Genomic DNA, 13,400 nt, shown 5'->3' on the forward strand with positions numbered 1-13,400 from the left:
CGTCCCCGTCCGGATCAGCCGCCGAGCGCGGCGCGCAGCACGTCGACGACCTCGTCCAGCGGCACCGGCCGCTGCTCGCCGGTCGCCATCTCCTTGACCCCGATGGTGCCCTCGGCGAGGTCCCGATCCCCCAGCACCAGCGTGTATTTCGCGCCGGAGCGGTCGGCGCCCTTCATCGCGCCCTTCATGCCGCGCCCGCCGTAGGCCAGGTCGACGCTGATGTCCGCGCCGCGCAGCGCACCGGCCAGGGCCACCATCCGGGCCTTGGCGGCGTCGCCCAGGGCCACGCCGTAGACCTGGCAGCGGGCCGGGTCGGCCGCCGACTTGCCCTCGGCCGCCAGCGCCAGCACGGTCCGGTCCACCCCGATGCCGAAGCCGATGCCGGAGAGCGGCTGCCCGCCCAGTTCGGCCATCAGCCCGTCGTAGCGGCCGCCGCCACCGATGCCGGACTGCGCGCCCAGCTGGTCGTGCACGAACTCGAAGGTGGTCTTGGTGTAGTAGTCCAGGCCGCGCACCATGCGCGGGTTCACCACGTACGGCACGCCGAGCGCGTCGAGGTGGCCCAGGACCTGCTCGAAGTGCGTCTTGGCCGATTCCGAGAGGTGATCGATCATCAGCGGCGCGTTCGCGGTCAGCTCCCGCACCTCCGGGCGCTTGTCGTCGAGCACACGCAGCGGGTTGATCTGCGCGCGGCGGCGGGTCTCCTCGTCCAGCGGCAGGCCGAGCAGGAACTCCTGCAGCAGCTCGCGGTACTGCGGGCGGCAGGTCTCGTCGCCGAGGGAGGTGATCTCCAGGCGGAACCCGTCCAGGCCCAGGCTCCGGAAACCGGCGTCGGCGATCGCGATGACCTCGGCGTCGAGGGCGGGATCGTCCACACCGATGGCCTCGATGCCGACCTGCTGGAGTTGACGGTAGCGACCGGCCTGCGGTCGTTCGTAGCGGAAGAACGGACCGGCGTAGCACAGCTTCAGTGGCAGCTGGCCGCTCTTGTCCAGCCCGTGCTGGATGACCGCGCGCATGACCCCCGCGGTGCCCTCGGGACGCAGCGTGAAGCTCTCCCCGTTGCGGTCGGCGAAGGTCCACATCTCCTTGCTGACCACGTCGGTCGACTCGCCGACACCCCGTGCGAACAGGGCGGTCTGTTCGAAAACCGGCAGCTCGATGTGGCCGTACCCGGCGAGTCGGGCGGCGTGGATCAAGCCGTCGCGCACGGCGACGAACTCGGCCGAGCCGGGCGGCACGTAATCCGGGACCCCCTTCGGGGCGGTGAAGCTGCTGGTCTTGGTCACGATCATCCAGTTTTCCCCACGGGCGCCCCTCGCGTCCAACCGGTTACCCTCTAGACGAAATCGACGACACGGGAGGAACGCGGTAGTGCCGAGTAACGAACAGCGACGGGCGGCGGCCAAGCGCAAGCTGGAGCGCCAGCTGGCCCGGCGGGCCGAGCAGGAGAAGAAGCGCAAGCGCCTGATGATCGCGGGCTCGGCCCTGGGTGTCGTCGTGGTCGCCGCCGCGGCGGTCGGCGTGTACTTCCTCACCAAGGGTGGCGACGAGGACACCACGGCCGCCGAGTCGTCCTCGGCGGTGCCGACCACGCAGTTCGTCAACACCCCGCTCGATATCCCCGGCCCGCCGCCCGCCGCGGCCAAGCCCGCCACGGTGGACTGCTCCTACCCGGCCGACACCGAGCCGCCCGCCAAGCCGGTCACCGCGCCCGCGGTCACCTCGGTGGCCACCGACGGTCCCGAGGTCACGGTGTCGATCGACTCCACCCAGGGCCCGATCGGGCTGTCGCTCAACAGCGCGCAGGCCCCGTGCACGGTCAACTCCCTGGTGAGCCTGGCCGAGCAGGGCTACTTCGACAAGACCAGCTGCCACCGCATCGTGGCGACCCCGGGCTTCGGCATCCTGCAGTGCGGTGACCCGACGGCCACCGGTCGCGGCGGGCCCGGCTACAGCTTCGACAACGAGTACCCGACCGACCTGTTCGGTCCCACCGACCCGGCGCTGAGCCAGCCGGTGAACTACCGGCGCGGCCTGGTCGCCATGGCCAACGCGGGCACCACGCCCGAGGGCAAGGGCACCAACGGCAGCCAGTTCTTCCTGGTCTTCGGCGACACCCAGCTGCCGCCGAACTACACCATCTTCGGCACCATCGACGAACCCGGTCTGGCGACGCTGGACAAGGTCGCGGGCGGCGGCGTGGAGGGCGGTGCCGAGGACGGCGCGCCCGCCATCCCGATCTCGTTCAACTCGGTGAAGGTCGGCTGACACTCCGCCGACCCCGCGCGACCGGGCCGGTCACCCTCGTGGTGACCGGCCCGTTGCCGATTCGCCGACCTCGACACGGACGCCGCGCCTCCGCTCGTGTCCTTCCCGGGGTAGGCTCAGATGTCCACTTCCACAGCGGCATCGGGGAGCAGTCATGGCGGAACTCGACGACATCGGCAGCGAAACAGCGTCCATGATGCGCACCATGCTGCAGATGGCCACCCTGGTCGCCCTGAAGTCGCGCGAGCACGGCCAGAAAGAGGCCGAGGCTCGCGCCAAGGCGGTCGAGGCCAAGATCAAGGAAGCCAAGGAACTCCAGCTGCGCGAGGCCCGCGATCTCAAGGCCAAGGATCCGCGCAATCTCGAACTCGTGCAGATGATGTCGCTGGGCAACAAGGCCACCCAGCAGCGCGGGCTCAGCCTGGAGAAGGACCCGTCCTCGCCGTTCGCCGCCGCCACCGCTGTCGCCGCGCCGCCGCAGGTGCCACAGGTCGGGTACGACACCGTCGAGCGCCGCGCCGCCATCGCCGCACATCTCGAGCGCGCCGGTGTGGCCCCCGAACTCAGCCAGGTCCGCATGCTCGTCGAGATGGGCCAGGGCATCTCCCCCGACGACGCGATCCGCCTGCACGACGCGGCCACCCGCCACACGCCCATGCGGGCGCGCGGCATCGAGGCCCGCGGCATCGAACGCGAACGCTGATCCCCCCACTCCCCGGCTCCGTGCCGGGGAGTGTTCACGACCGCTCAGACACCGTGCGGGTGGTCCTTGTCCCACAGGCCGTTGTCCGGCGCCGTCCACAGGGCCGCGTCGGGGTTCTCCAGCGGTAGCGACTTGAGCATCTCCTTGTGCCCGTTGCGCACACTGCAGTACTTGAACGGCCCGCGCGGGTCGAACAGCTTGGTCATGTGCGGGTCGGCGTGATCGAGGAACCACACGCTGATCCCCGGCCCGCCCTGCATCCGGTAGTGCTCCCAGGCCAGCCACAGCGCGTCCAGGCGCACCGCGGCTTCCGGGTGACGCCACCATTCCGGGCACCACACGGTGTCGCTGATATCGGTCACCTGACGCTGATAGAGCTTGCTGAGATACTCCGTCACGAACTCCGACACATCGCCGTAGACCCGCTCTTTCCGGCCCGCTCCCGGCATCTCGTTGCTCACAGCGGTTTGACCTCCTCGATGTCACCGATTTCGTCCGGTGGAATGGATTTCGACAGCGTCGTCGCCGCCGGCTGCCCGATCAGATCGTCGATGCGGGTCTTGCGGGTGGGATCGTTGTCCTCGATCGAGCGGCGAACCGCGGCGTCGTACTCCGATTCCCACCACGGCACCGTGCGGACCAGCACCGCGGGCTGCCCCGAGGTGAACACCACCGCGCGGCCCCGGGGCAGCGTCGCCAGGCCCTGGGCGGTGAAGGTCACCGAGGAGCTCAGCGAACGCGAGTAGCTCTTGCTGTTGCCCGACTGCGACATCGACTGGGAGATCGAGTCGTATTCGCCGATCGCCTCGGAACGGTCACGCAGGAACGCCATGTCGTCGATCCCGCTGCCGAGCACCTTGATGTTGGCGGCCGACCACAGCGCGCTCATGCCCGCCTCGCCCCAGCACCGCGCGCCCTGCGCCCAGGACTGCAGCACCGTCATCACCACGATGCCGCGCGAGCCGAAGTGGCTGTACTGCTTGGGCAGATCCTTCCAGCGCACCACATTGGCCGCCTCGTCGAGCACCGCGAGCAGCGGCACCGGCAGCCGCCCGCCCGAGGACCGCGAGGCCTTGCGCATGGCGACGTCGATGACCGCCTCGGTCAGCGCGCTCACCAGCGGCGCCGCCGAACCACGGCCCTCCAGCGACAGGCAGTACAGGGTGCCGTTGCGCTCGATGAACTCCAGCTCGTCGAACTGGTAGCGGTCGCTGTTGCCGCGGGTGATCCAGGGGTGCACATTCGACAGCTGCAGGCAGCGGATCATCTTCTTGGCCGTGCCGAAGATGCCGCTCTTGGTGCGCTGTTCGGCGTTGTACTGCATGGCCAGACCGGCCGCGGTGAAGTCGTGCCCGGCGCCGCGCAGCAGCTCGATCGGCTCGGAGTTCTGCGAGTCGGTGACCCACTCCCACACCTGGGTGATCGGCTTGCGCGCGATCGCGGCGGCCAGGAACAGCCCGGCCAGCAGGTCCTCGGCCTCGGGGTCGAAGAAGCTGTCGGCCTTGTCGCCCTCGCCGCGCTCGGCGTCGGCGAAGTGGCCCGCCAGCCGCGCGGCGCGCATCTCGCAACCCTCCTGCCGGTGGTCGACCCAGGCCAGCGGGTCCCAGAACCACTTGGCCCGTTCACCGGCCACGCCCTGCGGGTCGAAGACGAAGGTGCGGCTGTCGCGGTCCTCGCGCACATTGCGGGTGGCGTCGACGACGTCACGCTTGTTCGAGGTGGTGATCACCGGGCCGATCGCGGACAGGATCGCCGGGATCACCCGGGAGGTCGACTTGCCCTGGCGCGGGCCCCAGATATCGAGGTGCAGGTCCTCGTAGGAGCCGTAGAGCGGCGAACCGTCGGCCACCGCCACCCCGATCGGCACACCGGGCGCGTCGCCCGCGCGCAGCCGCACGCCGAGCTGGGCGGCCTTCTCGCGCACCCCGGCCTCGGTGATCGAGGCGATCGCGCTGCCGCTGCCCATGTGGTCGGCCTTGTCGTCGACCGCCAGCCTGCCGATCACCGCGCGCTTGGCCAGCCGCTTGCGGATCACCACGTACGCCACCAGGGTGGCGATCACCAGCAGCACGATCACCGTCGAGGCGCGCGGCCAGTGCAGTTTGCCGCGGGCCAGGTCGGCGACCACGGCGATCGGGTTGATCGGGATGTTCTGCGGCACCACCGCCATCGCGTTGCCCAGGTGCAGCGCGACGGCGAGGGTGATCAGTGTCGCAAAGCCGACCACGATCAGGATCAGCGTCGTGTCGGGTCCGACCGCGGCCGGATCCGTCACCTTCTTCTTCGCCACGAGTGCCTCCTTGTGGACCTTGTCGGATGCTCGGTTGTGCCGCTAGCGGAACGCGTCCAGGCGCCAGCCCTGTGGCGTCTGCACCACGGTCGCGATGACCGTGCTCGGCGGCAGCGCCTCGGTGCGCCCGTCCGGGTAGACGACCGTCTGCTCGACGCCGATCTTGTACTGCGCCACCGCCGGATCCGCGCTCGCCGGTGCCTTCTCGCCCGAGGCGAAGGTGAACGCCGTCACGTGCGCTTTCGCCTTCGCCCAGTCCGCCCACCGCAGCGACGGATTCGGCGTGCCGGTGGCCCCTGCCGAACCGTCGAGCATACGGATCATGCTGGGCCCCAGCCATTTCCGCGCGCGCTGCACCGAGGACCCCGGCTGCTCGGTGGCCGGGTACCAGGTGTAGACCTCGCGCAACGCCACCACCGCGACCCCGTCGGGGGTGGTCGGATCGGCCGCCGCGGCCGCCTCCAGCAACCGGGTGGTCGGGCTGACCTGGTCCGGGCGCGCGGAGCCGGAGTCACCGCCGCAGGCGGCGACCGTTCCCATGACCGCCACGAGCATCACCGCCGGGATCGTGCGGATTCGTGTTCTCTCCCACCAGGTTATCCCTGGTGTCCGACACGTTGTGGTCACAACACCCTCCTCGCCCGCGCGTCGCCCGGCACCGCCACCTCGACGACGCCACCGCCGCCGCGGGTGCTCGCCGCGGGCCGCGCCTGGATCATCCGGCCGTTGCCCGCGTAGATCCCCACCTGCGCCGGTCCCTGTCGCCCGAAATCGCTGAACACCAGGTCACCCGCGGTGATCTTGGCGATCGGCACCTCATAGCCTGCCTCCCACTGCTGTTCGGCGGTCCGCGGCAGGGTGATCTCGCCCGCCGAGGCCGCGAACACCGCCGCCGCGGTCAGGCCGGGCCCGTCGAACCCGCCGCCGCTGGGCCCCTGCGCACCGCCACCGCCCCACACGTACGGGGTGCCGAGCCAGTCGTGCGCGGCCTCGACGATCTGCGCGCCGCCCCCGCCCTGTTCCGGGGTGAACCGGCCCTGCGCCCCGGGCGCGCGGTACTGCGGTTCCATCGACAGGATGTTGGTGACGTACGGCCGGGTCTCGGAGTAGTGCGCCGCAACCTGATTGGGTAGGCCGCCGGAGGCGAGCACCGCGCCTTCACCGGCGTTGTATCCGGCCAGGGTGAGCGCGGTCAGGTCACCGGAGACCTTGCCGTCGGCCATCCAGCCCGCGATCTTGTGCGCGATGGCGCACATGTAGCGGGCCTGGCCGATGATCGCGTCGCCGTCGTCCCACACGCTGGCCCGGCCGTTGCCGTCGGCGTCGATGACATACGGTTTGCCGTCATCGGGATTGATGCTCACCGCCGTCCCGGGCAGGAACTGGGCCAGGCCCTGCGCGCCCGCGGGCGAGGTGAGCCCGCGCCGGAAGCCGGACTCCTGCTTGGCCTGTGCGGCCAGCAGCGAGGACGAGATCTCCGGGCAGACGGTGCCCGCGCGGCGGTACCAGATCTCCAGGTCCGCGGGCACCTTCCCGTCGGCCAGCAGGCCACCGGCGCTGCCGAAGCCGCGCACGCAGTTCGGGTCGCTGGAGAAGGCCCGCGCGCCACCGACATCCGGGGTGGGCGCGCCGTCGAGCCAGGGCATCGGGTCGATCTGGCGGCCACCGGTGAACCGGCCGCCGGGCACGATCTCGAAATGCAGGTGCGGGCCGCTGGATTCGCCCGCCGAACCGACCGTGCCGATGGGCTGACCGGCGGTGACCGTCTGACCGGTGCGCACCCGCACGCCGTGGTCCCACATGTGGCCGTAGACCGCGGAGTAGGCGCGGCCGTTGGTGTCGACGGAATCGACCACGATCCAGTTGCCGAAGCCCGAGGCGGGCCCGGCCGCGACGACCCGGCCGTCGGAGACCGAGTAGATCGTGGTGCCGTCGGCGGCGGCCATATCGATGCCCTTGTGATCGCCGCCGCGCGAGCCGAACACATCGGAGATGGTGAAGGTGCCCACCTCGAGCGGCAGCGTGCGCCGCAGCGGGCCCACGCCCGCGGCCAGCGAGGGCGTGCCGGTCACCGCCGGATTCGAGCTCGGCACCGGTGAACTCGGGGCGGCGGCGCGCGGGTCGCCGGAGTAGTCACCGCCGAGCTCGGGCAGCGTCGCGGCCGAGGACCCCACCAGGACATCGCCGGTCTCGCAGGTCTCGTCGCTGGCGGGCAGCACGATCACCAGCACGAGGGTGACCAGCCCGAGGACCGCGCCGAGTGCCGACATCACAATGGTGCGCGGGCTCACCGGGCGCCTCCTGCCGTGCCGCGCCGGGCGCCGGGATCCGGGTCCGCCGCGGCGGTGTTCACGTGCGGCGCCGGGTTTCGTTGAGGGTGTCGGCGAGGGTGCGGTTCATCTCCGCGGCGGCGGCCAGCTGCTGCTGCAGCAGCACCACCTTGCGCCGCAGGGCCGTCGCGTCCATCCGCTCCAGGCTCGGGCCCTCGGCCGCGCGCACCCAGTTGCGCACCGAATTGGCGTGCACGCCGATCTGTTCGGCCACCACCCGGCAGGCCTCGGACTCGCTGCGCAGCTTGTCGGTCAGCGCGAGAACCTGCTCGACGGCGGCCTTGCGGACCTCCGGCGAGACCCGGCGGTAGGACCGATGCGGCATCATGGCTGCCCCCCGTCCGACGGCGGCTCGGGCAGTGTCGATGGCGCCTGTCCTCGAGGGCCTCCGTGGTCACGCTCCGCTACCGCCTCCGGCCCGCCGTGGACAGGCGCACCCCGAGGATTGTCCCCGAACTCGCTGAACCGCTGGTTCGTGTCGTGGATTCCGCTTTCCTTCTCCGACACCGTGAACTCCATGTGGAAGGGGATGCCCGGCCGGCGATCCTCGCCGATCTTGAGCAGGAACTTGCCGGTCCCCGGCGGGGACGGCCGCTGCTGACCCGGCCGCAGCGCCTCACCGGTGAGCGCCTGCGGCGCCGACCAGCCGGTGACCATCTCCTGTTCGGCGGAGGTGAACGGCACCGTGGAATCGAGCCGGGACAGTTCCTCGGCGGGCAGCGCGCCGAAGATCTTGGCGCGCGCGCGTTCCAGGAAGCCGATGGCCTTGGCGATGGCGGCGTCCGAACCCAGCGCCTGCAGGTCCTTGATGGTGTGGCTGATCATGATCAGCGCGGTGGCCAGGCCGCGCTGGAGCCGGGTCAGCTCGTCGACGCGGTCGACCATGAAGTCACCCAGGCCCAGCACCTGCCACAGCTCGTCCATGACGACCTGGAAGTAGCGCTGCGGGCCGAGTTTCGCGTCGGCCAGCACGTGCGCGGCCTCGACCGAGGCGAAACCGTCGGCCCAGCAGGCCAGCATGACCGCGGCCTTGAGCTTCTTGTCGCCGGTGGGGATGTGCGAGACGTCGATGCACACCGCGACCGCGCCGGTGTCGATCGGGACGGTGGTCTGGCCGTTGAAGATCGCGCCGAACGGGCCCTGGGTGAGCGCGCGCAGCGAGCGGCGCAGATTCTTGATGGCGTACTGGTATTCGTCCTCGTCGTCGGCGCCCGCGTCGAGCATCAGCTCGGGGCCGCCGCCGATGATCACCTCGAGCAGGTTCTCCATGATCGGCGGTTTGTCCGGGGTGAAGCCCCGGCCCGGCTGGTACAGGATGCGCAGCGCGGTGGCGATGAGGGTTTCCTCGAAGTCGGCCACCCGCGCGCCGCGCACCAGTTCCACCAGACCCGCGATGAGGGTGACCTGACGGGCGCGCAGATCCTGCAGCACCTGCTGTTGCAGCGCGGGGAAATCGGTGAGCCGGGGCACCACCGCGCCCAGCACGCCCGCGGCCAGCGGATTGAGCTTGCCGTGACCGTAACCCAGGTCGATGACCTGGCCGCCGACGAGTTCGACCATCTTGCGGTAGTCGGGCTTCACGTCGGCCAGGATCAGCGGGGTGATGCCCTGGGCGATGCCGCCCAGCACGATCCGGCGCACCAGCGAGGACTTGCCGAAGCCGTTGAGCCCCAGCACGAACAGGCTCGGCGCGGTGATGAAACTGCCGCGCATGAACCAGTTCATCGGATCGAAGCAGACCGGCGCGCCGGTGTGCAGATGCGAGCCGAGTGGGGTGCCGATCAGCGGCGCACCGGCGCCGACCGACCACGGCCACAGGCCCGCGACCTGCGCGGTGGTGGCCCGGTATTCGACCGGACGGCCGACCACGTTCATCTTGCCGCCGCCGGGGCCGGAGTAGCCGCGATCGGTGAGTTCGGCGGTGGTGCGGTCGAATCCGTCGCCGACCACGGCCTCGGAGCGGGCCTGCGCGTTGTTGCGGCGCAGGTCGTCGGTGTGCAGGCGGAAGGTGGCCCAGGCCGCGCGCAGTCCGGACTGCTCGCGCTGGATCATCTCGTAGCGGGCGCGGGTGGCGTCGTCGAGGAGCGAGGGCCCCTGGTTCCGGCGGTCCGGCTTGGCCTTCGACCGGGACCGTCCGCTGCCCATCGCGCGATCGGCGGCGTCGTCGGGGCGGTCGTCAGGCCGCGCGGGCTTGGCCGGGCGCGTGGGCTTGGTCAGCCGGGGCTTGGCCGAACGCGGCTGACGGCGCGGATCGTCCTGGCCGCGATCGTGTTCCAGCCGGGGGCCGTGGTCCTGTTCACGCAGTCCACGCCGGGGCTGCTCGGGGCGCGGGCCCCGGGCGCGCCGCTCACCCTGACCACTCGCCGGTCGCGGTCCGCGAGCACGGTCGCCACGGGGACGACCTGCCTCGCCACTCTGGTCACGGCCATCGCGCGGGTCACGGCCCTCGCCGCTCGACTCACGGCCCTCACCACGCGAATCACGGCCCTCGGTCGCGCGGGCACGGCGGGACTCGTGTTCGCGAGCGCGCCGGGACTCATCCTCACGGGTGCCGCGGGGTTCCTCGGGATGTGGCCGGGACGGACGTGTGCCCTCACTTCGGGGGCGGGCGGCACGCGACCGATCCTCCTCGCGCGCACGGCGTTCGCCCTGCCTGCGCTCCTCGCCGGTGCGCGAGACCCGTGCCGTGGACTCGCCCTCGGCACGGTCGGTGCGCTCGTCGAGACCGAGCACGTCCTCGCTCACGCGCGGCGGGCTGCCAGCGGGCCGTGGCTCGCGTTCGCCGCGGATGCGCGGCGGCCGGTGCACCGGGCGCAACGCGATGTCGTCGCGGTCGCGCACCGGGGGTTCGTAGTCGCGTCCCATGATCGCCTCACCCCGCCAATGCCTTCGGAATGGTCGCGTGCTCGGGCAGGATCACGCCGCAACCGAGGGAGGCCGCGAACGCCGCGGCCTGGTATCGGTAGCAGCGCCGGATCTTGAGCCGGGCCTGCGTGGAGAGGTCGCGGGTGATGGCCTCGATGCGCGGCAGATCGCCCCGGAGCGGCTCGGTGATCGTCACCAGCGCGCCGAAGCGGGTCACACCGTGCCCGCGGGCCTGTTCCTCACGAGCCTGCTGGGTCGCACCGACCCGCAGTGTCGCGGCCGCCGAGACGACGCCGCGTTCACTCTGCTGCGCCACCAGCGCGTTCTTGAAGTCGTCGTCGACGATCTCGGCGGCGTCGGCGGCCGAATGCGGCCGGTAGACGATGGCGATGCGCTTGCGCGGCACCTCGGGATTGGGCGCGAGCAGCCGCTGCAGCACCCGCTCGTCGACCGCGCCCTCCGGCGCCGCGTCCATCTCCCAGGTGACCGAGCGGCCACCGTCGTGGATCAGGTGATCCCACTTCTCGTCGTGCGAGACCGGGCCCGCGTCGTCCCAGCCCAGCCCGTGCCCGCCCGGCTCGGCCGCGGCCACCTCGAGATCGGCCTGCGCGGCCGGGTCGTAGCTGCGCCGGATGAAGGAGATGACCTCCTCGGCCGACATCGGCTGCGCCCGCACGCCCGCCTCGGCCAGCGCCGCGCAGATCCCGGGCAGCCTGCGCCCGATCTCCACGGCCTCCTCGGCCGGGTTCTTGCGGCGCTCGGCGGTGGTGGCCTTGAACGTGATCGCGACCCGCGGCAGCAGCTGCACTCGCTCCTGCGGCAGCTCGGTGGCCAGCTCGTACATCACCTGCTGGGCCAGATCCGGTGCCTCCGGGCGGGTGATCGTGGAGACCTCGTTGAGCAACCGGTTGCCGGTCTCGGGCACGGTGTCGATCACCGGCACCACCGCGACGATGTCGCTGGTCTGGCCGACCGAGGCCAGGAACGTCCCCCAGGCCGCGACCCAGCGGTCGATCACCGGCTGGTCCACCGCCTCGTGGCCCTGCGGCCAGGCCCGCAGCACCACCGTGTACTGCGCGAAGGCGGGCAGGTGGATCATCCCGAAGTGGTAGCCGCCCGCGTCGATGCCTTCGTAGAGCTTCGACGGGGCGAGCAGACCTGGCAGTTTCGTGACACCGCCGGGGATCCGGGAGAACCGGCCGCCGCGGTACACGTGCTCGCCGTTCTTGCGCGAGCGCATCCAGTTGAACATCATCAGTCCCGTCTCGTAGCCCGAGCGGCCCCCCGTCCGCCACACCAGCGGCACCATCACCAGCGCGCCGAGGCCGCCGACGATGAAGCCCCATTTGAATCCACCGACCATCGCGCAGATCAGCGCCGTGATCACCACGACGAAACCGATCACGGTCTCTTCCCAGCGCAGGCCGAAAAGGCCCGCGCTGCGCGGTTTCTGCCACAGGCCGTAGGAACGGCGCTCGTAGGTGTCGGTCACCGAGGTCGTCATCGCGGAATCGTGCTCCTGCCCAGATCGGGGGACCGATTCGCCCAGCGGTCACCGGCGACGTCGCCCATCGCCTGATCGGCGCGGTTCGTACTGCCCGCGGCCGCGCGCGCGGCCGCGATATTGCGGGCCGCGCCCGAGGGCACCGACCCCGAACTCGGTGGCGCCGCGGCCGCACCGCCGCCACCACCCCCACCGCGCGGGGGCGGCGTCGGCTTGGGCGATCCGCTGCCGCCCGCGCCACCGGGCTTCGCGCCACCGGCCCCGGCACTGCCGAAGTACCCGGCCGAACCCGGCGCCGCGGCGGGCCGGGAGGCGACCGCCTTGGTGCCGATCGCGCCGAGCGCCATGGCGCCGACCGCGGTACCACCGGCCACCATCAGACCGGAACCACCGGTGCCGACGGTGGCGACAGCGGGCGCCACCAGGCGCATCAGCGCGGGCAGCACGAACGCCACGCTGCACAGCAGCACCAGGGCCACCAGCATCCGCTGGGCGTCCTCGCCGCTGGGCAGGCCGCCGGAGGCGGTGGTCTCGTCGGCGTGACCCGCGGTGGTGAACGCGATCATGTACACGATCGCCGCCACCGGTTTGAACAGCATGAACGCGATGATCCAGCCGACCAGCTTCTGATAGGACTGCTTCCCGGTCCCGGTCGCCGAGGCCGCCGCCGCCAGCGGCAGCACCCCCGCGGCCACCACCAGCAGACCCTGCCGCACGATGGCCAGCACGATCTGGGCGAGCGCGCCGAGCAGGCCGACGATCGCGATGATCAGCACCAGACCGGGCGAGAACGCCTGCAGCTTGCTGGTTTTCACCATCAGTTCGGCCATGTTCTTGGCATTGCCGCCGGTGGAGTCCTGGATGATCCACTCGGAGAACTTGTCCGAGGCGCGCGTCCCCGCGACGATCACCGCGCCCAGCATCCACGAACTGAACACCACCCGGGCGAACAGCCGGAAGGATTCGGCGGCCTCGCTCACCGCCGCGCCGCGTCTGGCCTCGGCCAACCGGCCACCGGTGATGATCACCGAGGCGATCAAGAGCAATATCTGGATCTGATAGGTGTAGTCGTTGATCTTGGTGAACAGGGCGCCGGAGTCACTCACCGCCTCGTTGGGCACCTTCATCCAGAAGGTCAGCGCCAGGATCAGTGCCTCACCGAGGCCCTTCATCAGCGAGTCGACCACCTTGCCGAAGGTGGAGTCCCACGCCTTGTCCTTGACCGCGGCCGCGGCGTCGCCCGGATGCGAGGCGGCATTGCCCGCCTTGCACACCGCCGAGGCGGCGTCGCCCAGGGAGATCCCGGGGATGGCCACGCTGTCGAGGGTGTCGTGCAGTTCGTTGCAGGCCTGGTCGAAGCCGTAGTCCTCACCCATCGCCACGGTCGGCGTGGCGATCATGACGGTGAAGACCACCGCGAGAATTGTGAAGATCCGC

11 protein-coding genes are annotated in these 13,400 nt (G+C 71.1%); 2 read left to right on the top strand and 9 right to left on the bottom strand.

What is annotated here, in order from left to right; translation table 11 throughout:
- Nucleotides 1–14: 14 nt before the first annotated feature.
- Entirely contained in the window at nucleotides 15–1,289 is a 1,275-nt protein-coding gene (gene hisS / locus WA675_RS10755) for a histidine--tRNA ligase (RefSeq protein WP_336084190.1), read from the bottom strand.
- Between the two features lie 85 nt (nucleotides 1,290–1,374).
- Between hisS and WA675_RS10760 the strand changes: the two genes are divergently transcribed.
- Both WA675_RS10760 and WA675_RS10765 read left to right on the top strand, forming a co-directional pair.
- Nucleotides 1,375–2,271 carry a peptidylprolyl isomerase gene (locus tag WA675_RS10760; RefSeq protein WP_336084077.1) on the top strand — a complete coding sequence of 299 codons (897 nt, stop codon included), beginning with the start codon at nucleotides 1,375–1,377 and terminating at the stop codon, nucleotides 2,269–2,271.
- A gap of 154 nt (nucleotides 2,272–2,425) precedes the next feature.
- On the top strand, nucleotides 2,426–2,974 hold the full coding sequence (locus WA675_RS10765; RefSeq protein ID WP_336084078.1) for a hypothetical protein: 549 nt from the start codon (nucleotides 2,426–2,428) through the stop codon (nucleotides 2,972–2,974).
- Nucleotides 2,975–3,018: 44 nt separating this feature from the next.
- Here WA675_RS10765 and WA675_RS10770 read toward each other — a convergent pair whose 3' ends face one another.
- The 8 genes from WA675_RS10770 to WA675_RS10805 form a co-directional block, all read right to left on the bottom strand.
- Nucleotides 3,019–3,435 carry a DUF4913 domain-containing protein gene (locus WA675_RS10770; protein ID WP_336084079.1) on the bottom strand — a complete coding sequence of 139 codons (417 nt, stop codon included), beginning with the start codon at nucleotides 3,433–3,435 and terminating at the stop codon, nucleotides 3,019–3,021.
- Nucleotides 3,432–5,264, bottom strand: a complete 1,833-nt coding sequence (locus WA675_RS10775; RefSeq protein WP_336084080.1) for a type IV secretory system conjugative DNA transfer family protein — start codon at nucleotides 5,262–5,264, stop codon at nucleotides 3,432–3,434. Before WA675_RS10775 ends, WA675_RS10770 begins: the two co-directional genes overlap by 4 nt.
- 42 nt (nucleotides 5,265–5,306) lie before the next feature.
- Nucleotides 5,307–5,819, bottom strand: coding sequence for a hypothetical protein (locus WA675_RS10780; RefSeq protein ID WP_336084191.1), 513 nt, complete (start codon nucleotides 5,817–5,819; stop codon nucleotides 5,307–5,309).
- Nucleotides 5,820–5,887: 68 nt separating this feature from the next.
- Entirely contained in the window at nucleotides 5,888–7,555 is a 1,668-nt protein-coding gene (locus tag WA675_RS10785) for a peptidoglycan DD-metalloendopeptidase family protein (RefSeq protein WP_336084081.1), read from the bottom strand.
- 58 nt (nucleotides 7,556–7,613) lie between these two features.
- Nucleotides 7,614–7,922: a transposase gene (locus tag WA675_RS10790; RefSeq protein ID WP_336084082.1), complete on the bottom strand. Its 309-nt coding sequence runs from the start codon at nucleotides 7,920–7,922 to the stop codon at nucleotides 7,614–7,616.
- On the bottom strand, nucleotides 7,919–10,459 hold the full coding sequence (locus WA675_RS10795; RefSeq protein ID WP_336084083.1) for a hypothetical protein: 2,541 nt from the start codon (nucleotides 10,457–10,459) through the stop codon (nucleotides 7,919–7,921). Before WA675_RS10795 ends, WA675_RS10790 begins: the two co-directional genes overlap by 4 nt.
- 7 nt (nucleotides 10,460–10,466) lie before the next feature.
- Nucleotides 10,467–11,963 (bottom strand): SCO6880 family protein, encoded by a 1,497-nt coding sequence (locus WA675_RS10800; RefSeq protein WP_336084084.1) that lies wholly within the window; start codon nucleotides 11,961–11,963, stop codon nucleotides 10,467–10,469.
- Nucleotides 11,960–13,378, bottom strand: a complete 1,419-nt coding sequence (locus tag WA675_RS10805) for a hypothetical protein (RefSeq protein WP_336084085.1) — start codon at nucleotides 13,376–13,378, stop codon at nucleotides 11,960–11,962. The genes WA675_RS10800 and WA675_RS10805 overlap by 4 nt, the downstream gene beginning before the upstream one ends.
- Between the last annotated feature and the right edge of the window lie 22 nt (nucleotides 13,379–13,400).

The sequence above is a fragment of the Nocardia sp. SSK8 genome, from assembly GCF_037034205.1.
GTDB lineage: Bacteria > Actinomycetota > Actinomycetes > Mycobacteriales > Mycobacteriaceae > Nocardia.